Annotated in this window: 27 protein-coding genes and 1 tRNA gene; 17 read left to right on the top strand and 11 right to left on the bottom strand. The window is 63.0% G+C overall.

Going from position 1 to position 26,838, the window contains the following annotated elements; all coding sequences use genetic code 11:
- The first annotated feature begins 69 nt into the window (after positions 1-69).
- Both INT29_RS06750 and gap read left to right on the top strand, forming a co-directional pair.
- Positions 70-579 carry a MarR family winged helix-turn-helix transcriptional regulator gene (locus INT29_RS06750; RefSeq protein ID WP_193071176.1) on the top strand — a complete coding sequence of 170 codons (510 nt, stop codon included), beginning with the start codon at positions 70-72 and terminating at the stop codon, positions 577-579.
- A gap of 167 nt (positions 580-746) precedes the next feature.
- Positions 747-1,742, top strand: coding sequence for a type I glyceraldehyde-3-phosphate dehydrogenase (gene gap / locus INT29_RS06755; RefSeq protein WP_193071177.1), 996 nt, complete (start codon positions 747-749; stop codon positions 1,740-1,742).
- 128 nt (positions 1,743-1,870) lie between these two features.
- On the opposite strand, the gene INT29_RS06760 is transcribed toward gap, so the two are convergent.
- From INT29_RS06760 to INT29_RS06770, 3 genes are all read right to left on the bottom strand, one after another.
- Entirely contained in the window at positions 1,871-2,185 is a 315-nt protein-coding gene (locus INT29_RS06760; protein ID WP_193071178.1) for an XRE family transcriptional regulator, read from the bottom strand.
- Between the two features lie 61 nt (positions 2,186-2,246).
- A complete protein-coding gene (locus INT29_RS06765; protein WP_193071179.1) occupies positions 2,247-4,145 on the bottom strand; it encodes a bifunctional sugar phosphate isomerase/epimerase/4-hydroxyphenylpyruvate dioxygenase family protein in 1,899 nt (632 codons plus the stop codon).
- An 85-nt stretch (positions 4,146-4,230) separates the two neighbouring features.
- The gene (locus INT29_RS06770; protein WP_193071180.1) at positions 4,231-5,553 is read right to left on the bottom strand and encodes an MFS transporter; all 1,323 of its coding nucleotides are present in this window, start codon (positions 5,551-5,553) and stop codon (positions 4,231-4,233) included.
- A gap of 146 nt (positions 5,554-5,699) precedes the next feature.
- Here INT29_RS06770 and INT29_RS06775 point away from each other — a divergent pair, with 146 nt between their 5' ends.
- From INT29_RS06775 to INT29_RS06785, 3 genes are read left to right on the top strand one after another with little or no spacing between them, the layout of a single operon-like run.
- Positions 5,700-6,425: an IclR family transcriptional regulator gene (locus INT29_RS06775; protein ID WP_319020854.1), complete on the top strand. Its 726-nt coding sequence runs from the start codon at positions 5,700-5,702 to the stop codon at positions 6,423-6,425.
- A gap of 2 nt (positions 6,426-6,427) precedes the next feature.
- Complete coding sequence (gene aroQ / locus INT29_RS06780) at positions 6,428-6,865, top strand: type II 3-dehydroquinate dehydratase (RefSeq protein ID WP_193071182.1); 438 nt, start codon at positions 6,428-6,430, stop codon at positions 6,863-6,865.
- Between the two features lie 31 nt (positions 6,866-6,896).
- The gene (locus INT29_RS06785) at positions 6,897-7,739 is read left to right on the top strand and encodes a shikimate dehydrogenase (RefSeq protein WP_193071183.1); all 843 of its coding nucleotides are present in this window, start codon (positions 6,897-6,899) and stop codon (positions 7,737-7,739) included.
- Positions 7,740-7,754: 15 nt separating this feature from the next.
- Here the strand turns inward: INT29_RS06785 and INT29_RS06790 are convergent, their stop codons facing one another.
- The 3 genes from INT29_RS06790 to mgrA all read right to left on the bottom strand — a co-directional run bounded on the left by INT29_RS06790 (position 7,755) and on the right by mgrA (position 11,158).
- Positions 7,755-8,768 (bottom strand): alpha/beta fold hydrolase, encoded by a 1,014-nt coding sequence (locus INT29_RS06790; RefSeq protein WP_193071184.1) that lies wholly within the window; start codon positions 8,766-8,768, stop codon positions 7,755-7,757.
- A 372-nt stretch (positions 8,769-9,140) separates the two neighbouring features.
- The gene (locus tag INT29_RS06795; protein WP_193071185.1) at positions 9,141-9,980 is read right to left on the bottom strand and encodes a DedA family protein; all 840 of its coding nucleotides are present in this window, start codon (positions 9,978-9,980) and stop codon (positions 9,141-9,143) included.
- A gap of 137 nt (positions 9,981-10,117) precedes the next feature.
- Positions 10,118-11,158, bottom strand: coding sequence for an L-glyceraldehyde 3-phosphate reductase (gene mgrA / locus INT29_RS06800; protein ID WP_193071186.1), 1,041 nt, complete (start codon positions 11,156-11,158; stop codon positions 10,118-10,120).
- A gap of 307 nt (positions 11,159-11,465) precedes the next feature.
- On the opposite strand from mgrA, the gene INT29_RS06805 reads away from it, so the two are divergent.
- From INT29_RS06805 to INT29_RS06830, 6 genes are all read left to right on the top strand, one after another.
- The gene (locus INT29_RS06805; RefSeq protein WP_193071187.1) at positions 11,466-12,206 is read left to right on the top strand and encodes a GntR family transcriptional regulator; all 741 of its coding nucleotides are present in this window, start codon (positions 11,466-11,468) and stop codon (positions 12,204-12,206) included.
- A complete protein-coding gene (locus INT29_RS06810; protein WP_193071188.1) occupies positions 12,203-13,399 on the top strand; it encodes an anhydro-N-acetylmuramic acid kinase in 1,197 nt (398 codons plus the stop codon). The genes INT29_RS06805 and INT29_RS06810 overlap by 4 nt, the downstream gene beginning before the upstream one ends.
- Before the next feature lie 82 nt (positions 13,400-13,481).
- Positions 13,482-14,987 (top strand): sodium:solute symporter, encoded by a 1,506-nt coding sequence (locus tag INT29_RS06815; RefSeq protein ID WP_193071189.1) that lies wholly within the window; start codon positions 13,482-13,484, stop codon positions 14,985-14,987.
- Positions 14,987-15,973 carry an N-acetylmuramic acid 6-phosphate etherase gene (locus tag INT29_RS06820; protein ID WP_193071190.1) on the top strand — a complete coding sequence of 329 codons (987 nt, stop codon included), beginning with the start codon at positions 14,987-14,989 and terminating at the stop codon, positions 15,971-15,973. Before INT29_RS06815 ends, INT29_RS06820 begins: the two co-directional genes overlap by 1 nt.
- Positions 15,970-16,950 (top strand): N-acetylglucosamine kinase, encoded by a 981-nt coding sequence (locus INT29_RS06825; RefSeq protein ID WP_193071191.1) that lies wholly within the window; start codon positions 15,970-15,972, stop codon positions 16,948-16,950. The genes INT29_RS06820 and INT29_RS06825 overlap by 4 nt, the downstream gene beginning before the upstream one ends.
- A 97-nt stretch (positions 16,951-17,047) precedes the next feature.
- Positions 17,048-18,316, top strand: coding sequence for an FAD-dependent oxidoreductase (locus INT29_RS06830; protein ID WP_193071192.1), 1,269 nt, complete (start codon positions 17,048-17,050; stop codon positions 18,314-18,316).
- 69 nt (positions 18,317-18,385) lie between these two features.
- Here INT29_RS06830 and INT29_RS06835 read toward each other — a convergent pair whose 3' ends face one another.
- Together INT29_RS06835 and INT29_RS06840 are read right to left on the bottom strand one after the other, a co-directional pair.
- On the bottom strand, positions 18,386-19,672 hold the full coding sequence (locus tag INT29_RS06835) for a PH domain-containing protein (RefSeq protein WP_193071193.1): 1,287 nt from the start codon (positions 19,670-19,672) through the stop codon (positions 18,386-18,388).
- A 21-nt stretch (positions 19,673-19,693) separates the two neighbouring features.
- Positions 19,694-19,858, bottom strand: a complete 165-nt coding sequence (locus INT29_RS06840) for a hypothetical protein (RefSeq protein WP_167854128.1) — start codon at positions 19,856-19,858, stop codon at positions 19,694-19,696.
- A gap of 272 nt (positions 19,859-20,130) precedes the next feature.
- Here INT29_RS06840 and INT29_RS06845 point away from each other — a divergent pair, with 272 nt between their 5' ends.
- On the top strand, positions 20,131-20,382 hold the full coding sequence (locus tag INT29_RS06845) for a PspC domain-containing protein (protein WP_101573868.1): 252 nt from the start codon (positions 20,131-20,133) through the stop codon (positions 20,380-20,382).
- Between the two features lie 87 nt (positions 20,383-20,469).
- Here INT29_RS06845 and INT29_RS06850 read toward each other — a convergent pair.
- Positions 20,470-20,542 (bottom strand) — tRNA-Lys (locus tag INT29_RS06850).
- A gap of 125 nt (positions 20,543-20,667) precedes the next feature.
- Positions 20,668-21,606, bottom strand: a complete 939-nt coding sequence (locus INT29_RS06855; protein WP_240689114.1) for a hypothetical protein — start codon at positions 21,604-21,606, stop codon at positions 20,668-20,670.
- 168 nt (positions 21,607-21,774) lie between these two features.
- Between INT29_RS06855 and INT29_RS06860 the strand changes: the two genes are divergently transcribed.
- The 3 genes from INT29_RS06860 (at position 21,775) to INT29_RS06870 (ending at position 24,280) form a co-directional block, all read left to right on the top strand.
- On the top strand, positions 21,775-22,362 hold the full coding sequence (locus INT29_RS06860; protein ID WP_226841701.1) for a hypothetical protein: 588 nt from the start codon (positions 21,775-21,777) through the stop codon (positions 22,360-22,362).
- 238 nt (positions 22,363-22,600) lie between these two features.
- Positions 22,601-23,266: a DUF47 domain-containing protein gene (locus tag INT29_RS06865; RefSeq protein ID WP_226831658.1), complete on the top strand. Its 666-nt coding sequence runs from the start codon at positions 22,601-22,603 to the stop codon at positions 23,264-23,266.
- A 3-nt stretch (positions 23,267-23,269) separates the two neighbouring features.
- Positions 23,270-24,280 (top strand): inorganic phosphate transporter, encoded by a 1,011-nt coding sequence (locus tag INT29_RS06870; protein WP_193071194.1) that lies wholly within the window; start codon positions 23,270-23,272, stop codon positions 24,278-24,280.
- A 4-nt stretch (positions 24,281-24,284) separates the two neighbouring features.
- Here the strand turns inward: INT29_RS06870 and INT29_RS06875 are convergent, their stop codons facing one another.
- A complete protein-coding gene (locus INT29_RS06875) occupies positions 24,285-24,746 on the bottom strand; it encodes a DUF4383 domain-containing protein (RefSeq protein WP_193071195.1) in 462 nt (153 codons plus the stop codon).
- A 143-nt stretch (positions 24,747-24,889) separates the two neighbouring features.
- Here INT29_RS06875 and INT29_RS20620 point away from each other — a divergent pair, with 143 nt between their 5' ends.
- Together INT29_RS20620 and INT29_RS06885 are read left to right on the top strand one after the other, a co-directional pair.
- A complete protein-coding gene (locus tag INT29_RS20620; protein ID WP_193071196.1) occupies positions 24,890-26,197 on the top strand; it encodes a histidine kinase in 1,308 nt (435 codons plus the stop codon).
- On the top strand, positions 26,194-26,832 hold the full coding sequence (locus INT29_RS06885) for a response regulator (protein ID WP_101573878.1): 639 nt from the start codon (positions 26,194-26,196) through the stop codon (positions 26,830-26,832). Before INT29_RS20620 ends, INT29_RS06885 begins: the two co-directional genes overlap by 4 nt.
- The last annotated feature ends 6 nt before the right edge of the window (positions 26,833-26,838 follow it).

Raw genomic sequence — 26,838 nt, forward strand, 5'->3', positions numbered from 1 at the left:
ACTTTCCTGAGTAAGTGAATCTTAGGTGTATCAACTTTCCTGGGCAAGTGAAGTACTAGAATGGCGCTCATGATCAATGACGAATCCGCTGATGCGTTCAACTCCGATGAGCTTGAAGTATGGTCGGCAGTGGCGACGCTTCTGGAGTGGCTTCCTGCGGCACTCGACGCGCAGATGCAGGGTGATTCGGGGATCAGTCATTTCGAGTTCGGGATCCTCTTCGCCCTCTCCGAGGCTGAGGGAAAATCGCTTCGCATGAGTGAGCTTGCCAGCTACGCCAATAGCACCCTGTCCCGCTTGTCACGAGCAGTCGCACGACTTGAGCGGAAGCTGTGGGTGCGCCGCGCTACGGATCCGAGCGACGGCCGAATCACGATCGCGACGTTGACCGACAGCGGGCAGGGGGCTGTGTCTGCGGCGGCGCCTGGGCACGTTGCTCTTGTGCGCAGGCTCGTCTTCGATTCGCTGACTCGCACACAGGCCCACCAGCTGCGTGACAGCAGTCGACGAATCACCGCCGCCATCCGTGCCGACGGCGATTGGCGCTCTGGCGAATCGACCAGTGAAGGTCGCGATTGATCGGCGCCTGAACGGGTTACATGGCTGATGGCCGGATACTTGCGGCATCTGGCAATACGTCTGGCGAGAAGCTTGCGTAGAATGTCTTGCTGGCCACTGTTGCTGTCTGTCTGAACGCGAGACTATGGAGTTGTACCCACAAGCAGAACCTCTGACAAGGAGTGACTTTGACTCGCATCGCCATCAACGGTTTCGGTCGTATTGGACGCAGCACACTGCGCGCTCTGAAGGAACGCGGCAGTGACCTGGAGGTCGTCGCCATCAATGACCTCGGCCCTGTCGAAGGCCTGGCTAGGCTGCTCAAGTTCGACACCACGCTGGGTCGCTTCGCCTTCCCCGTCGAGGTCTCCGGTGATGAGATCATCATCGATGGAAAGTCGATCAAGATCCTTGCCGAGAAGAACCCGGAAAACCTGCCCTGGTCTGAACTCGGCGTCGACGTCGTCCTCGAATCCACGGGGCGCTTCACCAAGGCCGACAAAGCCCGAGCGCACATAACCGCCGGTGCGAAGAAGGTCCTCGTCAGCGCCCCATCGAAGGGTGCTGACGTCACTCTGGCCTACGGCGTGAACACCGAGGCCTACAAGCCTGAACACACCATCATCTCGAACGCCTCATGCACCACGAACGCTCTGGCACCCTTGGCTAAGGTCCTCGATGACCTGGCCGGTATCGAACAGGGCTTCATGACTACGGTCCACGCCTACACCGGCGACCAGATGGTCCAAGACGGACCGCACAAGGATCCTCGCCGTGCTCGGGCCGCCGCGGAGAACATCATCCCGACGTCGACCGGCGCCGCCAAGGCCATCGGCCTCGTGCTCCCGCAGCTCGAAGGCAAGCTCAGCGGCGACGCGATGCGCGTTCCCGTGCCGGTCGGGTCGATCGTCGAGATCAATGCCATCGTGTCCCGTGAGGTCACCCGCGACGAGGTGCTCGAGGCCTACCGCACGGCTGCCGACGGGGAACTCAAGGGCATTCTGGAATACGAGACCGAACCGATCGTCTCCAGCGACATCGTCGGGCAGGCCGCATCCTCGATCTTCGACTCCGCCCTGACCCGCGTTGAGGGCAAGATGGTCAAGGTCGTCGCTTGGTACGACAACGAATGGGGCTTCTCCAACCGAGTCGTCGACAACCTGGAGCTCATCGCCCAAGGCTGACCCCAGCTTCGGCTGACTCCAACCAAGGCTGACTCCAGCCCAGTTAAGCGCAACGAGAGCCGGCCTCGGCCATGCAGACTGCATGGCCGAGGCCGGCTCTCAGATTCACATCAATCAGATGACTTCGATCAGACGTCGTCTTCGGCGGGTGTTCCGCCCTCGTCTTCCCAACGCTCGATGGCGCGAACCTTGGCGCGGTTGAACTTCAGACGCACTCCGTAGCCGCCCTGGGAGTCTTCGAGGACGAACCTGGCCCCGAATTCCTCGAGAGCTTCGAGGACGCGGTGCTCCTGCAGTTCGGTGAGGTCTTCGAGACCTTTTTCGAAATCCTTGAGTTCGGACTTCTTCACATTGGCTTTGGACGCAACATCCTTGGCCGATACGCGAACCAGGGCACGGGCTGCACGAGCCAACGGCCCGTCGAAGATCTGTTCATTGCTCATGGTCATACCCTGCCAGAAGAACCCGGAACCCGCCAGATTCCCTGCAGGCTGCAGACGCCGATCAGGCCGAGTGCTGCGCATTCTTCCGATGCTGTGCAGCCAGCCGGACGGGAGCGTCGGGTGCACCGAACCCAAGGTAGTCACCTCGGCGTTCGATCATCTCGAAGAAGACGGAGCCGATCGTCGAGGTGTAGAAGTGCAGGAACTCACCGTGTTCGTCGCGATCGTAGAGGACATGGTTCTCCTGCAGCTGCTGCAGGAATTCCGGGTCGAGGTCGAACCGTGAAGCGAGGTCCTCGTAATAGTTCTGCGGCACGGGAAGGAAGTCCAGCCCGCGTGAGAGCGCAGTCGCGGCGGCTTCGAAGATGTCCTCGCAGGCTACTGCTACATGCTCCGGATAGGCCTCGACCACCGAGCCGATTCCACGGCCCGCAACGGCCTCGGCGTTCGGCTGGGGTGAGACGTTGAGCGGCATTCGAACCGAACCATCGGTGCTCGACATGACCTGGGACCTGACCAGGCCGGATGGGCTCGGAACGTCCTGTGAGGATTGGGCATGCAGTGCCAGCAGCGAGGTATAGAAGAGGACAGCCTCGTCGTAGTGATTCGAGGGCTGGGCCAGGTTCACATGGTCGATGTGTGAGACCTGCTCGTCGTGATCGTGTCCGAATTCCTTGATCCACGCTGGCGTCGTCTGATTGAATTGATGGAAGAAGACCTCGGAGCCGTCGGGAGCGAAGACCCCGCGCAGCACCTCGTCGTTGTGCGTCTGATCGCGCGGCACTTCCTCCGCGAGCAGCAGCGCGGCGCGCTCCATGGCTGACTGCGAGTCGGTGACCTCGAATCCGATTCCGCGCAGGAACGTGCCGTTCACCGGCGCCGAGGTGGTGCCCGCTTCCTCGGTCACCTCGCTGACGATGATGCGGGCCTTCCCCCGAAGCCACAGCTGCACGTGGGGTTTGCTGCGGTGATAGCCGATGAACTGGAACCCGAGTTGGCGCATCTGGCGAGTCAGGGCGCCGAGGTCGTTGGTGCTCAGCTCGACATAGTTGATTCCGCGCGGTTCCTCTACCTCTGGCAGAGGCTGCAGGTCCAACGCGGAGCTCGGGACCTCAGGCTGCGCCTCGCCAGCAGTTCCCGCCGCGGGCGCATCGGCAATGCTTGCTTCGAGCCAACGCAGCGAGCGCAGGCCATCGACGGCAGTCCGGTTGGTATCACCCTGGCGGAACGAATCATTGAAGACTTCCAGCGACACCGGACCGGAGTAGCCCGTAGCGGCGATCCTGGTCAGGAAGTCGCTGAGATCCCAGGCGCCCTCACCGGGGAAGACACGGTGGTGGCGGGACCAGCTGAGGACATCCATGGTCAGTGCGGGCGCGTCGGCCAGTTGGAGGAAGAAGATCTTGTCTCCGGGAATCTCCGCGATGCGAGCCAGATCCGTATTGCGCGAGAGGATGTGGAAGCTGTCGAGGCAGGTTCCGATCCGGGGGTGGTCGGCGGCCTTCACAAGGTCCCAGGCGTAGTCGTATTCGGAGACGAACCGGCCCCAGGCCAGGGCCTCGTAGGCGATGTTCACGCGATAGCGATCGGCAAGATCACCGAGGCGGCGCAGCTGCTCGACGACCACGCCGTCATCGGCGATGGTGGCGGTGCCGACGTTCGAGCACAGCAGCATGGTTTCGATCCCGAGCCGGGCCATGAGCTGGAATTTCGATTCCGCACGCTTCAGGTTCTTCTCAAACTGCGCCTCCTCGACGCCTTCGAGATCCCGGAAAGGCTGGTACAGGTCAAGGCTGATGCCAAGCTCGCGCGCCAACTCGGCGATGGTCTCGGGGGAGTCGGGAGAGACGACGAGGTCCTGTTCGAAGACCTCGACTCCGTTGAAGCCAGCACGTGCCGCGGCCCGCAGCTTCTCCTCCAGAGTTCCTGACAGACACACTGTTGCTATCGATGTTCGCATGGACGTCCTTCCTCACTTCTCGTCATAGGCAATTCTTCGTCACGGGCACGCGCCTCAATATGATCACGGCTCACCTGCACGCGCCTCAGCGTGAACGCACTTCGTGCACTGTGTCGATCTCTTCGAGGCTGAGCCCCTTGGTCTCTTTCGCCGTCATCGCGGCCACTGCTGTGAAGACGCAGACCCCGGCCGTGAAACCAGCGACCGAGATCCAGTTCTGACCCGAGGTGCCGGCGACGGCTGAGGCCAATACCGGGGCGAGTCCGCCGGAGACGGCGAAGCCGATCTGCGTGCCCAGGGCCAAGCCGGTGACGCGAGCGGTGGTGGGGAACATCTCCGCGTAGAACGACGGCCAGATCGAGTTGGCCATCGAGTAGGCGCAGCCGGACATGATCGCACCGCAGACGAAGATGAGTGTCCAGTTTCCGCTCGAGACCGCAGCGAGGTAGGGGAACATCATCAGTCCGGCGCCCAGGGCTCCCGTGATGAAGACGGGTTTGCGCCCGATGCGGTCGGAGAGGACCGCGGCGAGTGGAATGGCCAGCAGAGCCACAGCATTGGCGATGACCGAGACCATCAGCATGGTCGAGCGTTCGAGGCCGACGATCGATGTGGCAAACGACAGCGACCAGACGGTGAAGACCATGTTCACGGTGTTGACCATGGCGCATGACGCGACGCGCAGAACCGCGGCTTTGTGCCAGCGGAAGACCGCTGTCAGGGGAGGGTGTTCATTGCGAGCTTCCTTGAAGGCAGGCGGTTCGTCCAGTCCGCGGCGGATCAGCCATGCGGTGAGCACCACGAGTGCCGAGAGCCAGAACGGCACGCGCCAGCCCCAGCTGAAGAGCGCCGCCTCGGGGAGGAAGGCGGTGAAGGGGATGAAGACCGCGGTGGCCAAGAGGGTGCCTGCCTGGGTGCCGTGCAGCGTCCAGCTGGTCGTCCAGGCACGTTTGGTCTCCTCCGAATGCTCCAGGGAGACGCTGATTGCGCTCGCCTGCTCACCTGCAGCGGAGAGTCCCTGGATCACACGGCATAGCACCAGAAGCGCCGGCGCGAGGTATCCGACCTGATCAAAGGTGGGCAGGCAGCCTACGATGAAGGTCGAGAATCCCATCAGGAACAAGGTGAGCATGAGGACGAACTTCCGTCCCATCCGATCGCCCAGAGGCCCCATGATGAGGGCGCCCAGCGGACGAACGACATACGCGACGCCGACGGTGCCCATCGCAAAAAGGATGGCCATGCCCGGGGCGGTGGTGTCCGGGAAGAACAGAACATTGAGCACCAGAGCTGCGGCGGTTCCGTAGACCGCGAAGTCGTAGTACTCGAGAGCCGATCCCGTCCAGCTGGACAGTGCTGCACGAAGCGGGGTCTTGCCGGGACGAGCGTCTTCGGTCGCGTTGATCATGCTTCCTCGCATTTCTCTATTGCCATAATGTGGAAGTCGTTGTTACTGTGTGGTTTACAGTGTGATCGAGATGACATAGTCTGTCAACGTTCAGTTCACTTCGATAGCCAGGGAGGCGAAGAATGCCGGCTAAAGGGTCAAACTCTGTGACCAAGGCCTTCGATATGCTCGAACTCCTGGGAGATCACGCGGAGGGCATCAGCGCCGCGAGAGCCGCAGAGCTCACCAGCCATCCCTTCAGCACCGCCTACCGACTGCTCGGCGGCCTCGTCGAGTCCGGATACGCGGACTACGAGCCCTCCACCAAGACCTACACCTTGGGATTGGAAGTCTTCCGGCTCGGACAGAAGGTTGCTCACCGTCGTGGCATCGCCGGATCGTCGAAAGACCTCCTGCAGTCACTGACGACGACCACGGGGGAGTCGAGCATCCTCTCCGTTCGCCGCGGCAACGCCGCGCTGACGGTGATCACGGTCGACGGTCCCCAGTTCCGGACCACGACGGATCCCGGGGACGATTCGCCGCTGCACACCTCGGCGTTGGGGCAGGCACTCCTCGCCCACGACCCGAACAGCGATAACACGATCGCTGAACTCGAACTGGAGCCGCGGACCCCGAATTCCATCACCGACCCCGCACAGCTGCGAGCCAAGCTCGAACAGATCCGCAACACCGGTTGGGCGGGGCAGTCAGAGGAGAACGACATCGGCATGAACGCCCTGGCCGTGCCCGTCTTCGACCTCGACGGGAGTCTGCTGGCGGCCCTCGCCTTGGCCGCACCGGTGTTCCGCCGAAGCCTGGATGAGCTCATCGAATTCGTTCCCCAGCTGACCGAGACGGCGGCCGCAATCGCCGCCAGAATGCCCAGGTGATCATGTCGACCGTCCTGATCCTCAACGGACCCAACCTCAACCTCCTCGGCGTCCGCGAACCTGAAATCTACGGTCGCACCACCCTGGCCGACATCGAGGACATGTGCACCGCAGCCGCCGCCGAGGTGGGCCTGAATGTGCGTTGTGTGCAGAGCAACCATGAGGGTGGGCTCATCGACGCCGTGCACGAGGCACGGGAGACCACGGTGGGGGCGATCATCAATGCCGGTGCCTACACGCACACGTCGCTGGCGCTCCACGATGCGCTCAAATCCTATGATCATCCGATCATCGAGGTGCATCTGAGCAACCCGCACGCCCGCGAATCGTTCCGCCACCACTCCTATCTCTCGCCTGTGGCCGCCGCGGTCATCGCCGGCGCCGGAGCCAAGGGGTATGTGCACGCGATGGAGATCCTGGCCGACAAGCTCGATACCTGAAACACCGAACGCACCATATGAAAGCGAGACTATGACCCGATCACTGCTCCTAGGGCTCATCGGCGAAGGCATCTCCGCCTCCCGCACCCCGCGCATGCACGAGGCTGAAGGTGCCGCGCATGATCTGACCACGATCTACCGCACGATCGACATCGCCGAGAAGCGACTGGCTTCCGTGCCACTGGATGAGCTGCTGACATCGGCAGTGCGACTCGGCTTCGATGGACTCAACATCACCCACCCCTTCAAGCAGCAGGTCATCGACCTCCTCGACGAGGTGGCCCCCGGCGCCCGCCGGATCGGCTCGGTCAACACAGTCGTCATCGACGAAACGGGACGGACGACGGGTCACAACACGGACGTCACCGGTTTCGCACGCGGCTTCGAAGCCGGACTCGCGGGGGCGGAAAGGAACCGTGTCGTGCAGATCGGTGCCGGCGGAGCGGGACGAGCCGTCGCCTTTGCTCTGTCGGAACTCGGGGTCAAGGACCTCGTCATCGCCGACATCAGCGCGGAGCGGGCACAGGATCTGGCCGCCGAGATCGGGGACCATGTCCGTGCGATCTCGATGGCAGAGCTGGAGCCGGCGATCACCTCGGCGGATGGAATCGTCAATGCGACCCCGGTCGGCATGGCGGCCTTTCCGGGGACCCCCTTCGACACGGAGCTGCTGAATGCGCAGACCTGGGTCGCCGATGTCGTCTACTTCCCGCTCGAGACCCAACTGCTGCGGGAGGCGAAGGCCAAGGGCTGCCGGACTCTCGACGGATCAGGCATGGCCGTGAACCAGGCGATCGATGCCTTCGAACTCTTCAGCGGATGCAAGGCCGAGCCGACGCGGATGCGCGAGACCTTCCTGTCCTTCGGCGCCTGAGGCGCGAGCTGTCGATCAGTCACCCAGGAGTTCCTTGACTGCGCGATCGATGAACTCCGTGTCAGTGGGGTTCGCGCCGATACCGGCGAAGTGACCCCAGACTCCTGGTATCTCTCGGAACTCACTGCCCATGATGAACTCGCCCGCTCGTTTGTCCTCTTCAGGGGCGAAATACCGGTCTTCGTGAGCCGGCATCTGGATCAGAGGGGCCTTGATAGCGTTTAGTGCCTTGGTGGTGTCGCCGCCGTAGCCGGGGGTCATGCCGACGTCCCCATGTTTCCAAGTCCATAGCATTGTCAGTAGGTTGTTGGCGTCGCGTTGGAGGAAGTGTCCTTCCCAGAAACCCACCATGAAGTCGTCGAGGCTGACGTACCCGAGCTGGCGCCATACTTCGTCCCAATAGAACTGTGCGGATAGGCCCCATCCTGCATACACACGGGCAAACGCGCGAAGACCCAGGTTCGGTTGGCGGTCGTACCATCCGTTCTGCCACGCCGAATCGGCGGTGAGAGCAGCTTGCAATGAGTTCAGGAAGACGATGTTGTTGGGCGACGTCTTGGTTGACCCGCAGAAGGGAAGTAGCCCGTCCATCATGTCCGGGTATTGCACGCCCCATTGATAGGTTTGACCAGCGCCCATGGACCAGCCCAACACGAGCCGTAGGTGGTCGATGCCGAAGTGTTCGGTCACGAGCTGGTGCTGGGCCCTGACGTTGTCATAGAAGGTGCAGTCAGGAAATCGAGAGCCATTCCGCGGCTCCGGGGTGTTGCTGGGCGACGATGATTCGCCATTGCCAAACAGGGCCGGAATGATGATGAAATACTTCTTCGGATCTAGTCCCATGCCGTCTCCGACTAACCAGAAGTTGTCAGAGATGAACCCTGAGTACCAGGTGGGGTAGACGATTGCGTTGCTCTTCTCTGCGTTGAGTTCGCCGAAAGTCACGTATGCCAACTTCGCAGACTCAATCGTCATCCCGGACTGGAGCTCGAAGTCACCGAGTTCGTAGGTCTCGTAATCGCTTGTCATGATCAGCCATCCTTCTCAGTAGGGGCCGACAGGTCTGTCAGATCAGATCATGTGGCCAGGGGCGCTCAACCTGGCGATACAAAACTGCTTTGATGCGGAGCAGCAATCACGCTGAGCAGTAATTAGAACGTATTCTTGCGGTTCGCTACATTGCGTATACCCGATCGCCAGAACTGGGCTGAGATACAGTCCGCTAACTGCAACCTAGCAGGGTTCCGCGCGAAAGCAATGGCAATGTTTGCAATATGCCTTCCGGCGGTGCTCGTTAGGGCAACGTTGCCGGACAATGCAAATGGGACTTTGGCCTCGGCTAAGGAAACTCGTAGCCTCTGATCGCCGAGGTGTGAGGTCACCGACGCGCGAAGTGGCGGCTCACTGCGCGTTCTTCTGCTTCCGGTATTCGCGGACATAGGTGATGACGAAGATGCCGACGATGATCGCCAGGGTCAGCCACATGGCGTATTTGTCGACGACCTTGAGCACATCGACGGCGGTCTCACCGAGCTGATAGCCCAATGTCGTCCAGATGATGGTGAAGAGCAGGCAGCCCAGGAGGTCGGCGACGAGGAAGAGTGACAGGCGCATCCGGGTCCAGCCGGCGACGAGGTAGACGAGGGTTCCGGGAACGCCCGGGCAACGCGAGACGACAGTCATGAGGAACAGTGCCCAGTTGGGGATCCGTTTGAGGGATTCGATGCGTTTGAGCTGCCGCTCGTTCTGCGCGAAGAGCCGCAGCACTCCATCGCCCCACCGGCGGCCGGCTAGCCAGAAGGCCCAGTCGAACTTCGCCATGCCGATGAATCCGGCGACCACGACGAGCCACAGCGGAATCTCACCGACGCGGGCAAAGGCTCCGGCGGCGACAACAGCGGTCTTCGCACCGTTGATGAATTCCTGCAGGACCGGAGCATGCACCAGCATCCAAGGACGCAGCGGCATCAGCGCCAGGTAGACGAGTGGGATGCCGATGATGATGAAGAGCAGCAGTCTGTCGAGGCTTGTGGCCTTGCCTTGCCAGGGCTTGAGCGCCGCCCAGGGGTTCTCCGTGGGGGACTCGGGTTCCGTGCCGGCCGTCTGGTCAGACGGTTCGTCGGAGGCATCGGCAGGATGCCCCTGGTCGGAAGCGCCTACTTCGGAGTCGCTGACTTCGGAGCTGCCGAATTCGGCGTCCCTGCGCCGGGCCTCGTCATCGGGAAGACGCTTGTCACTCATCGGAGGCTCCTGCGTGGGCTGTGTGGTCGGCGCTCACGGTATCACAGCGACACAGGCGAACCCTGGCAGACCGCGGCTGATTCGGGCCGCCCAGCACAGCGGCTCGGCGTCGGTATTGCACGAAAACTGGGGTGCTCTCAAGCTTTCGTGCTGCGGCGGGCATCGCCCCAGATGTCGACACCGGAATCGATGGCGAACTCATCGATCGCGGTCAGCTCTTCGACGCTCAGCGGTGCCGCCTCAAGTGCCGCAACATTGTGCTCGAGCTGCGAGACGCGGCTGGACCCGATGACCAGCGAGGACACGCGGTCATCACGCAGCGCCCAGCTCAGTGCCATCTGCGCCAGTGACTGACCGCGCGCTGCCGCGATGTCGTTCAGACCGCGAATGCGCTCAAGGTTGTTCTCGGAGAGGAACCCATCCTTGAACGAGGGAGTGTCTTTGCCGGCCCGGGAGTCGTCGGGAACCCCGCCCAGGTACTTGTCGGTGAGCAGACCCTGCGCAAGAGGGGAGAATCCGATGACGCCCAGGCCTTCGGCTTCCGTGGTCTCGAGCAGACGGTCGGATTCGATCCAGCGGTTGAACATCGAATAGGAGGGCTGGTGGATGAGCAGGGGAGTGCCCATCTCCTTTGCCAGCGCCGAGGCTGTGGCTGTGTCGTCCGCCGAATACGAGGAGATGCCGGCGTAGAGGGCGCGGCCCGAGCGCACCGCCGTTTCCAGAGCCGCGATGGTCTCCTCCAGCGGAGTTGAGGCATCGGGACGGTGGGAGTAGAAGATGTCGACGTAGTCGAGGCCAAGCCGCTTCAGCGAAGCGTCGAGGCTGGCGAGCAGGTACTTGCGGCTGCCGCCCGGACCACCGTATGGACCGGGATGCATCGCCCACCCGGCCTTGGTGGAGATGATGAGCTCATCGCGATATGGGTGAAGATCCTCGTGCAGCAGCCGACCGAAGTTCGTCTCGGCCGACCCCGGTGGTGGGCCGTAGTTGTTCGCGAGGTCGAAATGGGTGATGCCCAAGTCGAAGGCCCGACGCACGATGTCACGCTGGTTCTGGAAGGCGACGTCATCGCCGAAGTTGTGCCATAGCCCCAATGACAGGGCGGGGAGGGCGAGTCCGGAACGACCGACCGGTCGATAGGTCATCGATTCGTAGCGGTTATCGGCTGCTTGGTACATGGTGCCTCCTGCGGCGGGAACGAACTCGCAATGCTGATCTCAGCCTAAGCGAGGATGAGGAACAAGTCGCGGGCGGGCGTCAACTCGTCGCCGGTACGGCCCGCGACCTCGATCCACGCCGGGCTCAAATATGTCGTCGCTGGCGACGACATATTCCGGCGCCGCATTGATTCAGAGATCACAGAGCCGAAATGTTCCGAGGTGACGCTGACCGCTGAACCTGTGCCGCCGCAACAGCACCGATTGCGACCAGCAAAGTAGACCAGTGGTCTTGATTTTTCAGTGTGTCCTATGCCTCAATGGTCACGTGACGAAATTTCATTCGATTCGGGATCAGCTTCTCGACCGCCTGGAGTCAATGGCCGCCGGCGAGCAGTTCCCACCCGAACGCCAGCTCGCCGAGGCGCTGGGCATCTCACGGATGACCCTGCGCAGGGCCATCGACGAACTGGTCGCCAAGGGCGTCGTCCGCCGCCGCCATGGTGCCGGTGTCTTTGCGCTCGGCCCGAAGTTCGACCAGCCGCTGGCCGCAAGCTCCTTCACCGAAGACATGCTGGCCCGCGGACTGCGCCCCGGGTCTCGCGTCATCTCCTTCGACGTCGCGAATGCCGGAGCCCACATCGGACGCAGGCTGCACATTGCTGATGACGCCGAGGTGATCGCGATCGTGCGCCTGCGCTTGGCTGATGAGGAACCGCTCGCGCTCGAAGAGCTGCACATTCCCTCTGCCCTCGTTCCCGGCCTATGTGCGCAAGACCTGGAGAACAGCTCGTTCTACGAACTGCTGCGCTCACGTTTCGACATCTCTCTCAACCACAGCGTGCAGACGATCGAGCCGACCCTCCTCGATGAGGATGAAGCCAAGGTGCTCGGAGTTCCCGAACAGTCACCGGCGCTCCTTTTCAAACGCACTTCACGGGGGGCCGACGGAGTGCCCTTCGAGTTCGTCCGCTCCGTCTATCGCGGCGATCGCTACAAGATCCGCACCGAACTCACCGTGCCAGAGCAGCACCCCAAGCCAGAGCTGCCCGAAGGGAAACTCGCATGATCATCGCCGGCCTCATGACAGGCACCTCCGCCGACGCCCTCGACGTGGTTCTCGCCGAATTCGTCCACGACAGTCCCAGCGTCGGCGGCAGTGGAGACAGTGAGCTGGGCGTGCGCATCCTCGCCAGCCAGGAAATCGACTTCGATCACCAGCTCCGAGCCGATATCCTGCGTCTCCTCGAACCTGGTGATGTCCCTCTGTCTCTGGTCTCGAGCGTCGATGCCCGCCTGGGCCGGTTCAGCGCCGAGGCGCTGCAGCAGGTCTGCACCGAGTCCGGTCTCGACTGCGACCTCGTTGTCTCCCATGGGCAGACCGTGCGCCACGACATCGCAGACGGTGTCGTGACCTCGACGATGCAGATCGGCCAGCCCGCCTTCATCGCCGAGGCGACCGGCAGCCCCGTCCTCTCCGACGTTCGCGCCCGCGACGTTGCAGCTGGGGGCCAGGGCGCCCCTCTGGTCGGGATCCTCGACGGACTCCTTGCTGGAGACATCGCGGCACCGACCGCGGTGCTCAACCTCGGCGGCATTGCGAATATCACGGTCCTGGCGCCCGAGCGCGATCCTGTTGCCTTCGACACCGGGCCGGCCAACGCCCTCATCGACGTTCTCGCGCGCAGGATGACCGGAGGGGAAACCGGCTTCGACCGTGACGGCAAGCTCGCCGCACAAGGACAGGTCGACGACGGTCTGCTCACCGAGCTGCTGGCCGATGCGTACTACGAATTGCCCGCGCCGAAGTCGACGGGCAAGGAACTCTTCCACGCGGACTACCTCGACCGTTTCCTCGGGACTCGGGTCCACCTCGGCGAGCATGATGCCATCGCCACGGTCACAGAGCTGACCGCCCGCACGGTCGCCGATGCCTGCCGCGCTCACAGCGTCACCCGGGTCGTCGCCTCCGGCGGTGGCACACGGAACCCGACGCTGATGCATCGTCTGCAGGCCGAACTTGGCGACGGTGTCATTCTGACGAGCACCGATGAGGCCTTCGAGCTGCCCGAGGGCAGCAAGGAAGCACTCCTCATGGCGCTGCTCGGATGGCTGACCTGGAACGGGCTGACCGGGACAGAGCCGGGTCTCACCGGTGCCGCGCATCCGAGCATCGCGGGGCGGCTGAGCCCGGGCAAGAACCCCCTGCAGCTGCCGGAGCCCCTGCACCGAAGACCCACCCGTCTGACAATCCTGCCCTGACCACAATCCTGCCCTAGCGAGAACTTGCACCGACGCAGACTTCTCGACGCAACGCACACCCCTCGTTTGAAGGAGAAGCACCATGCAGATCATCGACCTTTTGGTGATCATCGTCTACCTCGTCGCCACGGCGTGGTTGGGACTGAAGCTCAGCGGAAAGCAGAAGGACCTCAAGGACTATTTTCTGGGCAGTCGAAACCTGCCGTGGTGGGCGGTGTGCCTGTCCGTGGTTGCCACCGAGACCAGCGCGCTGACGGTGATCGGAATCCCGGTCATGAGCTACCTCGGTGACATCAGCTACCTGCAGCTGGGGCTGGGCTACATCCTCGGCCGAGTCGTCGTCGCCTTCTTCATGCTCCCCAGATACTACGACGGTGAGATGCTCACCGCGTACGCCTACCTGGGCAAACGCTTCGGCACCTCGACTCAGACGACCGCGGGCGTGACCTTTTTGTTCACTCGCCTGCTGGCCGACGGAATCCGGGTCCTCGCCGCTGCCATTCCCGTCAAAGTCATCCTCGACGGGCTGGGCATCCACACGAACTACTTCGTCATCATCGTCGTGCTCTCCTTGGTGACGATCGCCTACACCTTCATCGGCGGCATCAAGGCTGTGGTCTGGGTCGATGTGGCGCAGATGTGCCTCTACGTCGTCGGCGGCGTACTGACGATCATCGTCATCAGCGCGGCCTTGGGCGGTGGCTGGTTGGGCGAGGCCGCAGCGGCCGGCAAACTCAATATGTTCATCTTCGAGGGCAACCCGATCTCAGCAGACGCCTCGTTCATTCCCTCGCTGCTCGGCGGCGCGGTCTTCGCCATGGCCTCTCACGGCTCGGACCAGCTCATCGTTCAGCGCCTCCTGTCTTGCCGGTCCAAGGTCGAGGCGCAGAAGGCGCTCATCGTCTCCGGCGTCGTCGTCTTCGTCCAGTTCGCGATCTTCCTTGCGGTCGGACTGGCACTGTGGGCCTACTACGACCACGCCCTGCCTGCCGATCTCGGTCTGACTCGTGATGACGAGATCTTCCCGCTCTTCATCATCGAAGGTCTGCCACCGGGCGTCTCCGGACTGTTGCTGGCCGGCATCCTCGCCGCGGCCATGTCCACCCTGTCCTCGTCGCTGTCCGCGCTGTCCTCCTCGACGGTCAACGACGTCTACGCCCGGTTGAAGAAGACGCCCATGACCGACGCCGAGGGCTTCAAGGTCGGACGCTGGGCGACCATCGGCTGGGGCATCGCCTTCATCCTCCCGGCCACGATCTTCCAATCCGATGAGGGCAACATCGTCATCCTCGCCTTGGGCGTCGCGGGCATCACCTACGGCGGTCTGCTCGGCGCGTTCGTCTTCGGCATCGTCAACAAACGTGCGACCGCGGTGGATGCGAACATCACCTTCGCCCTGGCAGTGGCCGTCAACGCCTTCTTCTTCATCATGGAGAAGTACGTCACCGGCGAGGTCTGGGTCGCCTGGCAGTGGTACCCGGCACTCGGCATCATCGTCATGGTCGGCATCGGCGGGCTCCTGTCCCTGCGCCATCCGAAGGCCGCGAACCGGTCCACCGTCGCCGAGGCGGAAGGCAGCAACCGTTGATGACTCCGTCCCAGCAGCCCTCGCCCCACCCGTCGTCTCCGCGACCGCTGCCTCCGACCGAGCAGCGCAACCCCCTCAGTGAGGGACTCGACGAGCTCGACACCCTCGGGGTTCTCAAGGTGATGAACAGTGAAGACCATGCCGTTCTCGGCGCGGTCGCAAACGCCCTGCCTCAGCTGGCCGAACTCGTCGACATCGCGGCCGAGCGGATGCGCCGAGGTGGGACCGTCCACTACTTCGGAGCCGGCACTTCCGGTCGTTTGGGGGTCCTCGATGCCAGCGAACTGTTGCCGACCTTCAACCTGGAACCAGGGCGCGTGGTCGGGCACATCGCCGGCGGCCAGGCGGCACTGGTCAACGCGGTGGAGAACGCCGAGGACTCCGTCGCTGAAGGTTCCAAGGTCGGGGCAACTCTCGGCTCCGATGACGTGGCGATCGGAATCGCTGCGAGCGGTTCGACGCCCTACGTCCGCGGCGCGCTGGAGGCCGCCGGTCACGCGGGTGCGCATACCGTGCTCATTTCGAACAACCCGCAGGCCCCTGTCGCCGAGGCGGCGGCCGCCCATATCGTGCTCGACACCGGGCCCGAGGTCGTGACGGGATCAACCCGCCTCAAGGCCGGCACAGCGCAGAAGATGACCCTCAACGGTTTCTCGACGGCACTGATGATCGCACTGGGCCGCACCTGGCGCAACCTGATGGTCTCCGTCGTCGCAACCAACGACAAACTGCGCGAGAGGACCGTGCGTATCCTCTGCGAGGCAGCAGACCTGCCAGATGCTGATGCGCGTAAGTTGCTAGAGCAATGCAGCGGGGACCTCAAAACGTCTCTGGTGGTCTCCTTCACCTCTGCGCCCCCGAGCGATGCGGCACGGCACTTGGAGGAGACCGACGGATCGGTCAAGGCTGCGATCGCCGCAATCACTGCGGCCGGAGCCGAGGCTGAAGCCGAGGCGGGAACTGGGCCAGGGCGCGAGGACCGATGAGCGGATTCATCCTCGGAATCGACATCGGAGGAACGGGCAGCAGGGTCGCGCTCGCCTCGTTCGAGGCAACCGCTGAACCTGCGCCGCCATGCACCCTCACCGGCCCCGGAGTCTCGATCGGCGCGGAGGGAAGCAACGCCCCGCAGCAGATCCGACGCCTCGTGTCGGCTGCGAGGGAAGCGTGGCCAGAGAGCTTCGAATCGATTCGCGGAGTCGGCATCGGCGCCACCGGGATCGCCTCGCTGAGCACGGACGTCGGTGAATTCGCACGGTCTGTGGCGACCGAAACGAAAGCGGAGACGGCGGTGGCGATCGACGCGGTGGCCGCCCATCTCGGCGCCCTATCGGGAAGTGGGGGAGCGGTGACAGTCCTGGGGACGGGCGCGATCGCCATCGCCCACCCCGGCCCCGATGCTCACGGGGTTCTGCCGCCGATGTGGACACGGACCGATGGGTGGGGTCACCTGTTCGGTGACCGGGGAGGCGGAGCCTGGATCGGCAGGCACGCACTCGAGGCCGCGCTGAAATGCCACGATGATGTCGATCTTTCCGGTACTGCGCTGCTCGAAGCGGCACGGGAGAGATTCGGTGAGCCAACCACCTGGCCGGCGACGTTCTACACGCGCAGCGACCGTGCCGGGCAGCTTGCCGCGTTCGCCGTCGATGTGGCTGGCCTTGCCCGCGAGGGCGACCCTGTATCGACGGCATTGCTGGCCGAAGCCGGACGAGAGGCAGCGCGCAGTGCAATCGCTGCCGGAAGCCAGGGCGCCGAGGCTCACTCCCTGATCGCACTCACTGGTGGTCTGCGCCAGGCAGGCGAGACTCTCGTCGAGGCGTTCCGTGCCGAGGTGCTGCGCCTGAATGCGGAGGCCGTTGTCGTCGACCCTGCAGGCGATCCGCTTGACGGGGCGTTGACCTTGGCCAGACTCGTGGCAGAGGAGCGGGTTCGACCGCAGCCCGGAGTTCTGTGGACCTGAGGCAGTTCTGTCTGCCGCCGGGCTCCATCTGTCCATATCATTCGGTTCCCTCGTGGACTAGCATCGATTCTGTGCCATCAACGCTGAGGAGGGTGTCATGACAGACCCCGCGCACAATCAGACTGCCCGCAACCAGACGCCTGTCGAATATGACTGCATCATCTCCGGAGGTGGGCCGGCCGGGATCGTCGCCGGTCTGCTCCTGGCCCGCGGCGGTGTGAAGGTTGTGGTGTTGGAGAAGCAGACAGACTTCTTCCGCGACTTCCGCGGTGACACCATCCATCCGTCAACGCTGAGACTGCTCGATGAACTCGGGCTCTACCACGAATTCGCTCGGATCACGCACCGCAAGGTGACCAATATCAGTCTCATCGGCGACGACGGTCAGGACTACATCCTCGGCGACCTGTCCAGGCTGAACACGGCGCATCCGTTCATGACGATCGCACCTCAATGGGACTTCCTCAACCTGCTGGCCAAGGCGGGGGAGCACGAACCCGGATTCGATCTGCGAATGGGGGTCGAGATGACCTCATTGATCTGGGATGGCGACAGGGTCATCGGTGTTCGCGTGCAGACTTCCGACGGCGAGACCGAGCTGCGTGCGCCACTGGTCGTGGCTGCCGACGGGCGCTGGTCGAAGGCTCGGGACGAGGCGCAGCTGTCGATGCGGGAACTGCGGTCGACGATCGACGTCTGGTGGTTTCGGATCGACACCACGGCGCAGCTGGACGACACCATCGCACCCCGAGCCAAGGGCGGCAATGTGTTCGTCGCAATTCCACGTGACGGTCACGTGCAGATGGCCCGACTCATCCCGAAGGGTGAGGACGCTCGATTCCGTGAGCAGGGGATCGGGTCTCTTCGTGCAGCAGTCGCAGAGACATTTCCGGCTTTGGCGGACGACCTCGAAGCACTCGAACTCGATGATGTGAAGCTCCTCGACGTCCGGCGCAACGAAGCCAAACGTTGGTTCGTCGACGGGCTGCTGTGCATCGGTGATTCTGCGCATGCGATGAGTCCGCTGGGCGGAGTCGGCGTCAATCTGGCGGTCCAAGACGGCGTGGCCACAGCCCACCTGCTGGCGAAGTCTCTGCGCTCGGGGTACGTGCCCACCCGCGAGATCAGGCGTGTGCAGCGGAGACGGATGCTGACGACGAAAGCCGTTGAACTGCTGCAAGGCGGCATCCACGCGATGATCGAACCTGTCGTCCACAACGGCGGAGCCATTCGTCCGCCGAAATCGGTCGTGTGGCTGTTGACGACATTTCCAGCGCTGACCGTGATTCCGGCGCGCATCCTCGGGATGGGTGTCACTGCCGAGCACGTTCCGGACTTCGCCCGCGGGCAGCCGGAACGGATCTGACCTTCAGCCCAGTCTGACCTTCAGCCCAGTCTGACCCTCAGCCCAGTCTGACCCTCAGAACGACTGAGTTCAGCCCCGGATCCGACGCTGCCTGGACAGCAGATTGGCGAGCTGACGGCATTCGGCCTCGGACATCGAACTCAGGCCGAACCCGGCATCCGCGAGGATCTGACTGGCACGATCGGTCATGGCGCGTCCCTTCGCGGTGATCTTTGCCAGCACCTCGCCGTCGTATTCGGGTTCCAGTATTCTCTCGATCAGGTCATTGTCCTCCAGCCACCGCACCGTGGAGAAGGATGAGCTGGCCTCGACCTGCAGGTGATCGGTGAGTTCGACGAGGGGGAGCGCGCCTTGCTGGTCGAAGAACAGGAGGAGCAGCACTTCATAGCGTGCATACGTCAGGCCGAGAGGACGGAGTCTTTCGTCGAGGTTGGTGATGAGCAATCGGTGGGCACGCATCAGCTCGGTGGCGGTCTGCATCCGGTCGCGTTCGGGCCACCGCTGCTCCCAGGAACGTGCCGCCATCGACACAGGATCATTGAGTGCAGGTGACGCGCTGTCGATCCTGATCTCCTCCGAGTCCGTGAAGCCGTGACCGGTGTTGAGCTCCATCGTGGTCCACTCTTCGGTATCCACGTCCGGACCCACCCCGGTGCGCACCGCTGGATGCGCGCCAGTTCTCACACCCGCACTGAACCGGCGTTCGCTCTCAACCACAGCCGGCTCCATGCCAGGCTCGATGCCAGAGTCCAAGTCGGGTTCGAAATCCGGTTCGAAGTCCGCATCCGTCTCCAGATTCGCCTCCGGCTGGTTGGCGTCATTCTCGGCATTCTTGTCGTTGAACGACTTGATGGCCGAACGCAGTCCGGAGCGCTGAATCACCGTCTGGATGGTGAGGTCTCTTTCATCCGGCCGCCCGACATACCGGATATCGCGCAGGCCTTGGTCCTGTGCCGCAGATTCGAAGACGAAGTGACCGTACCTGAAGATCCGGCCCATCAGCGGCTTGTGCACCGAGATATCGAGGATACGCGCCATCGGCATCGTCGCCTTGTGCTGAGTGAAGATCCCGTGGATCCGAAACACTCGCATGTTCGTGATGACGAACCGGTCCATATGCACGCAGAGCGCACGGTAGACACCGAACAGGGCAATGGCGGCGCCGATGCCCAGTGGAATCGAGGCGTAATCGACAGGCACCGTGAAGCTGAGGGCCGCGACGGCCAAGCCCAGCAGGATGATGAGCGAGGGGGTGACGAAGGCAAGGAAGTGGCGACGAACCTCGTCGACGACTACTTCGCCCTCATCGGAGATGAGATGATTTTCGACCCTCGGATCGGTCAGTGCCCCGAACATGTCCGGCTGCTTCCTGCTCGCTTACGAGGACAGGGACGTGAAGAACGTGACCAGTGAGCCGACACCGCCGCCCACCGCTTCGAAGGCGTTCCGGACTGCATCGGCGGAATCTTCCGGCCGAGTGAACAGATAGAAAGCCACGAATATGACGACGAGCGTGAGGACGGTCTTCTTCAACCACTTCACAAGGGACTCCTCTATGCCGCGTCGCGCAGATGGCAGATGCGGACAATTGGTTGCACAACGACATAATCGTAACCGCCCTTGCCGTCCGTCATTGCATTGACGCGCCCAAAACCCGTGATCGAGATCTCACATAATGAGAATCGGATCTGAATGGCCGCCGAGGTGGCCCTGCCCTTCCAGGTCATCCCGCGGTTGCTGTTCCGGTTTCCCTCAACCCGGTTCAACGGTCAGCACCACTGTGCAGATCACAGGATCTGCGTATTGTTATGAGCATGAAAAAACTATTTGATGCCATCCGCAATACAGGTTTTCGTCGTGGCCCCGACAGGGTCCTAGGCGGTATAGCGGGAAGTCTGGCCGTGTCGACCGGACTCAACGTGTGGCTGGTTCGACTGCTGGTCCTCGCCTCATTCCTGCTTCCGGTCCTGGGCCTCGGCGCCTATCTCGTCGCCTGGGTCCTCACCCCGTGGCAGGACGGAAGCATTCCCGTCGAACAGGCATTGGGCGGCCGCCTCGAACAGTGACGTCCCGTCTGCCAGGCAGAGATGAACGGCAAAGAACCCCTCCGATCACGGTGCTGACACCGGATCGGAGGGGTTCTTTGGACTGGGTGGGCCCCGTGGGGATCGAACCCACGACCCACGGATTAAAAGTCCGTTGCTCTACCAACTGAGCTAGAGGCCCCGCCTCAACACGACCGCATGAACATGCGTCATAACGGTGTAGTTGGAGACTCAATAATATTAGAGGTAAGGGACCCGAATACTCAAACTGGTTCGCGGCGATGACCTGCGGACTTCACACGTCGATCATTTGCCGAGTTCGGGATGATCGTCACCGGTGTAGGTGCGAGGCAGGGCATCCGGTGCGGTGAGATCCTCCTCGGCGGCTTCATCGATGACATCTGATTCGATGGCCTTGTTCTTCTTGATCTTTCCGCGCAGTGCGGCAATGTTCTTCAGACCTGCCAGCAGCTTGCGGTCCTTCTTCGGCGCGACGAACTCGGGGTCGGTCTCCAGCGGGAAGATCGCAGGTGCGGCCCCGAAGGCCTCGGTCGACTCATTGGCCACCTTGCGGGCCATCTGAGCATTGACCACACCGCCGATGACCGCGCCGATGCCGAAGGGCATCAGGCGACCGACGAGTGAACCACCGGCACGCGCGGCGAACTTGCGGACGAAGGTTTTGCGCAGCTTCCGCACCAACAGGTCGACCACTGGAGCCGGCAGCTGCTTGGTCACTGTCGACCCCCAACTGCCGAACATCGACTCCGTACCGCCGGATTGCTTGCCGAACTTCTGGACAAGATTCTTCCCGTCCTTGCCGAGCATGAGCCCCAGCACCAGCGCATTCGCACGTTTGGCATCCTGGACGGGCAGTCCGTGGATCTCGGAGATCGCCTGCGCGAACAGCGCGGTGCCTTCGAGGAATCCTGCGGTCTCAGCAGTGGCAACGCCCAAGGCGGCTGTCGTGCCGAGCCCGGGAACAGCGGCGGTGGCACCGACTGCCGCGCCACCCGAGGTCGTCAGCGTGAGATAGTGCCGACGGATGATCTTGATGAGTTGCTCCGGAGTCGCCTCCGGATTCCGGCGACGCAGGCTGCGCACATAGGCCAGAGCCACTGGGCGCTGGACCGAGAGAAGCCTCGACAGCATCGACTGGGCGCGGGGATTGAGGGACCCGTCTTCATTGACAGCGAACTTCGCTGCCTTGTCCAGGCCCTTCTTCGCCACTGATGATTTTGCCACGGGAGTTCCTCCTCGTTGTCTGCACTCGTCGCCTGCTGGTCGCAGACACGAATTTGTCACCAGTTTAGTAGTCGCCACTGTGAACCGGGCGAATGCGACCTGACCGGGAGACGATCACTGACTCTGAGCTATTCACCGCTGCGAGCGGGGGACTAGACTACTCTGACGATGACACAGCCACGCTTCCACCGCCCGATACCCCTGGCCGATCTCGATTCCATCAGCGATTCGAGTGACCCGGTGACCAGATCAGAGACCTCTCATGCAACCGCGGCGCTTCTCCTCGGAGACTCGCGCGGTCAGCGTGATGAGGCCGCGACGAAACGGTTCGTGGAGTTGGCTGATGACATCGGTCTCGAGGTCATCGCCGAAATGTGGTCAGCCGCACCCGCTGTCTCCGCACCGGGAGCGCTCTGGCGTCTGTATGCACTGCGCGAATGGATCCTCACCTCTCCGCGCGAGCTCGCCGACATGTTCTCCGCCGGGCAGCGCAGGATGACTGATGGCCTCGGCCTTGATGACATCCTCGCTGGGGTGGAGCTTCCCGCCGGCCCCGACGAGGTGGCTCGTGCCATCGATGAGATCTTGGCCGGAGCCTTCCGAGGGGACGTCGTCATCGCCCTCCTGCGTGCGGCCGCGTTCGTCGGCATGTGCGCCGAAGGCACCGACAGTTCCGGGGCCGCCACTCGGCTGCGCCAGTTCGCGAAGGATCTCAAGGACGCCGCCATCTCCCACCGCCACGGTGGGCTGGACTGAGCAAGCAGCCTGACCCAACTGGGGAACCTGGCCCCATACGCTAACTGTGAGATTTTCAACTCCCGTTCACCCGCATCGGCGGTGGACTCATGGGTGAGAACGAGTATCGTTGTGCGTGGCCCTTGTGGCCACCGGACGCTGGATCTGAAGCCCCGGGCTCCAAATTCAGCCGCTTCGAGCGGCCTACCGCCGAGAGGCGCTCTCGGTTCAGCGTCCGGCACAATACAATTGAAGCAACATGCACATTCGTCCGGCGCGACCGGGCCCCGGGCAGGAGGAGCGCATGCGGCTCAAGCGAGTACCGCAGGACACTGTCTTCTACGAACGTCTCTCCGATCTGGTCGGGCAGATGAGGCAATGCAATCTGGTGCTTGCTGAACTCTCCGGCATCGAAGTCAGCGAACGCAGGCAGGTCGCTGACCGTCTCCGCGAGATCGGCGATCAGGCCGATGAAGACATGGGCGCCGTGCTTCGCGCGCTCCGCGAGAACTACATCACCCCCTTCGACCGCAATGACCTGTACCTGCTCGGTCATCACATGCGCGACATCTGTCACCTTCTCCACGGTGCCGGATTCGTCCTCGCCTCCGAAGCCTTCGACGAACTGCCTTCGGGTGTCCTCGAGACCCTGGCAGTCCTGTCCAATCAGACGGACCACACCTCCAGGATGGTCACTCGGCTGCCGGGAAAGCTCGATCAGTGGGACTACGTCGACGCCATCAACCGCCTCACCTACCAAGTCGAAGCACTGCAGTGGCGGATGTCCGACGCTGTGCCGAACTCGAAGCGCGGCCTGACGTACATGACCGCGGTCTCCCAGCTGGGGCAGGCCTTCGTTCGTGCCGCATACGGCTTCACCGAGCTGGGCAAGGTCGTCGCCGCCATAGCGATCAAGGAGTCGTAGTCCGTGGATCTGCTCTTGGCGGGAGTCATCGTGACCGCGGTGATCTTCGCCGGTTCGAACGGTTTCCATGATGCTGCGCTGACCATCGGCAATGCCGTCGTCGGACGTTCCATCAATCCTCGGTGGGCTCTGGGGCTCGCCGTCGTCTTCAACTTCATCGGGGCGCTGCTGGGCGAGGGGATCGCCTCGGTGGTGGCGAACCAGATCGTCCATTTCGACGGTGACCCCGAGGTTATCCTCACCTCTCTGATCATCGCCTTCGTCGCCGCAACGGCGTGGAGCCTGTTCACGTACTACCTGGCGTTGCCTGTGTCCTCCACGCACTGCCTTATCGGCGGCTTGCTGGGCGCAGGCATCGTGCTGGGCTTCACGGTCAACTCCGCCGAGGCCCTCAACTCTGTGATTCTGCCGCTCGTGATCTCACCGATTCTCGGGTTCGTGCTGTCCTGGGGGCTCACGGCTCTGTTGTCGAAGACCTTTGCAGCTTCACCGCCCAAGCCGCTCTTCCGGGGTGCCCGCATGGTCGACTCGGTGCTCACCGCTTCTCTGTCGCTGGTCCACGGTGTTCAGGATGCGCAGAAGATCGCGGCCCTGGTCATGGTCGGCCTCTTGGCAGTCGACGCCAACCCGTACACGGAGCTCTCCGTCATCGAGATCTCTTGGCCGGTGCGACTGCTCATTGCCTCAGCCTTGGCGATCGGCACCGGCCTGAGCGGCTGGCGGGTTGTGCGCACACTGTCGGTGCGCATGGCCGGGCTCGATCCGCTGAAATCGGCGGCAGCCGATGGCACCGCCGCGGTACTCATGTACACGGCGGCACTCATCATGCGGGTGCCGGTGTCGCTGACCTTCATCCTCGGATCGGCGATTCTGGGCACTCAGTACGCCGGACGCAAGGGACGTGCCCGCGCCCGTTTCATCCTGCCCGTCGCCGGGGTCTGGGTGCTGACCATCCCCGCGGCCGCGGCATTGGCGATCTGCATCGGCCTGGCGGTCAGGCTCTTCACCGGTTAGAGCCTCACTTTCGTGGCGCGGTGTGAGCCTTCCGGCCGAAGACGATTCCGGTCGTGACCATGGCTACCGAGAGGACGAAGTGAAGCCAGTTGTCGGCGGTGTTGAGCGGAACGAAGTTGCCCATCGATTCCATCGGAACGACAAGTCCGTAGATCCACAGCACCGCGTAGACGATGCCGCCGACGATGAGGTAGGTCCTCGCCAAACCACGTGATCTGAGTCCGAGGAGTCCAACGAGGCCGAAGAGCAGGTGGACTATGTTGTGCAGCACTGAGACCTGGAAGATCCCCAGCAGTGCGGCTTGCGAATGGTGCCCGGCGAACATCATCGTGTCCAAGTCCGTGGTGATGCCCGGGATGAAGCCCAGGATGCCCACCAGGAGGAACACGGCACCAAAGAGGCCTGAGACGATCTGGACGCTGGTGCGGGAAGTGTGAGCTGATGATGAAACTGTGTGAGTGCTCATGACGATCCTTTCGAAGACTCTCGTCGTACATCACCTGATTCGGAGCGGATTGTGGCGTGGATGGGTTCGGTCGAGGATTTTCTGCCGTGGTTTTCTAATGCACCCGGTATTCCGGGCTGATCGAGTGCTGCGACGGTAGTCTGGTGACGGTGAAGGCTCGCGTGGCAAAGCTGTGGCGCAGGCTGCTGGTCCTGCTGATCGGCGGCGTCATCGCTGTGCCCTACGCGGCGGTCGTGATTTGGATCGTGACTGCATCGAACCAGGTCGGCAACCGCTCCGATTCGCTGACCATCATCGTCGTCGGCATCATCGCTTTCGTGCTGCTGTGCGTCCCGGCATTCCTCGCCGTCATCCGCGCCCTCGAGCGCACACTGGCTGAGCAGCTGCTCGAACTGAGAATCACCACCCCGCCGAGGCGGCCCCGAACGGCCGATCGGCTGCGCGGTGCCCTGTTCTACTTCGGTCACACCTTCGCCGGCGCACTGCTCCTCTTCACGACCGTCGTCCTCATCCCAGCCGCCATCGTTCTAGGCGCCGATCCCCAGCAGGCTCATGAACTCTCCAACGGTCTGATCGGAACCGAGACTCGCCCTGCAGCCACCGTGCTGCCCGCAGGGCTGATCCAGGCTCTCGCCGTGGGAATCCTGCTGATGTGCATCGCCGTCATCGTCGTGGAGGGATACTTCCTGCCGAACTATGCGCTCGTTCTTCTCGGCCCATCTGCGGCCGACCGCGCTGAGCTCGCTGGTCGCGAGCGGGCCCGCCGGTTCCGCCGCACGGTGCTTGCCCGCGAGGTCCACGACTCGATCGGCCACGCGCTGACCGTGACGACGATGCAGGCGGCTGTGGCCAAGCGCGCACTGCAGACAGACCCCACCCTCGCCGAGGCGGCCGTTGACGAAATCGCCCGCACCGGACGTGAGGCGGTGGCCGAGTTGGACCACGTTCTCGCGCTGCTCCGCACGGAGGCCGATCTGGAGGCAGGCGATGGCACCGTCATCAGTGCGGAAACGGCACAGCCACCTCGGCGAACGATCGAAGACTTCGAGGTCCTGGCCGAGGAAGCGAGGTCAGTTGGGCACCCGACTCAGCTGAGAATCAGCGGCGATATGGGCTCATTGTCTTCAGCTGTGGCGCACGAGCTGCATCGGATCGTGCGGGAGGCTCTGACGAACTCGCTTCGCCACGCTTCAGACCCGGGGGCATCGGTGTCGATCAGCGTCGATGCGAGATTCGTGACGTTGACGGTGAGCAACGCCTGCGTGGTGAACACCAGTGGTGCGAGGAGCAATGCGGGTGCAGGCCGTGGTCTGCAGGGGATCAGAGAACGTGTTGAGCTCTTCGGCGGGGAAGTTCGGTGGACTGCAGATGGTGGCTCATGGACGCTTGAGGCCGTGCTGCCGACAGACAGCGGCATTGTACGAGTTGCGGACGAGGAGAGGCAGACATGAGCATCAGGGTGGTCCTCATCGACGATGAGCCGTTGGTCCGTGCCGGGCTCGCGGCGATCATCGACTCGGACATCGGACTCGAAGTGGTCGGCGAGGCCGGCGATGGTGCCGACGCCATCGACCTCGTCCAGCGCACGCAGCCCGATATCGTCATCATGGACGTGCGCATGCCGCAGCTCAACGGACTCGAAGCGACTCGATTGCTCGTGGCGCGGCAGGACCCTCCTCGCGTGCTTATCCTGACCACCTTCGACAGCGACGACTACGTCTTCGAAGCGCTGCGTGCCGGTGCCGATGGCTTCGTCCTCAAACGGGCCCAGCCGGAGGAACTCATCCGCGCCGTGTACGTCGTGGCCAGTGGGGAAGTACTCCTGTATCCGCAGAAGGTGCGTGAGATGGCGGCTGAGGCGGGGAGGCGCGAAGATCTGGCAAGTGTTGCCCAGCTGAGCGATCGCGAGCAGGAGGTGCTCTCACTCATGGCGCGCGGACTGAGCAATGTGGAAATCGCCGGTGAACTGTTCCTCGGCAGTGAGACGGTCAAGACCTATGTGAGCTCGCTGCTCGGCAAGCTCGGCGCCAGGGACCGGACTCAAGCCGTGATCAGAGCCTTCGAATCGGGATTCATCACCCCCTGAGGGGCA

It is taken from the genome of Brevibacterium sp. FME37, from assembly GCF_014897485.1.
In the GTDB taxonomy this organism is placed as follows: Bacteria; Actinomycetota; Actinomycetes; order Actinomycetales; family Brevibacteriaceae; genus Brevibacterium.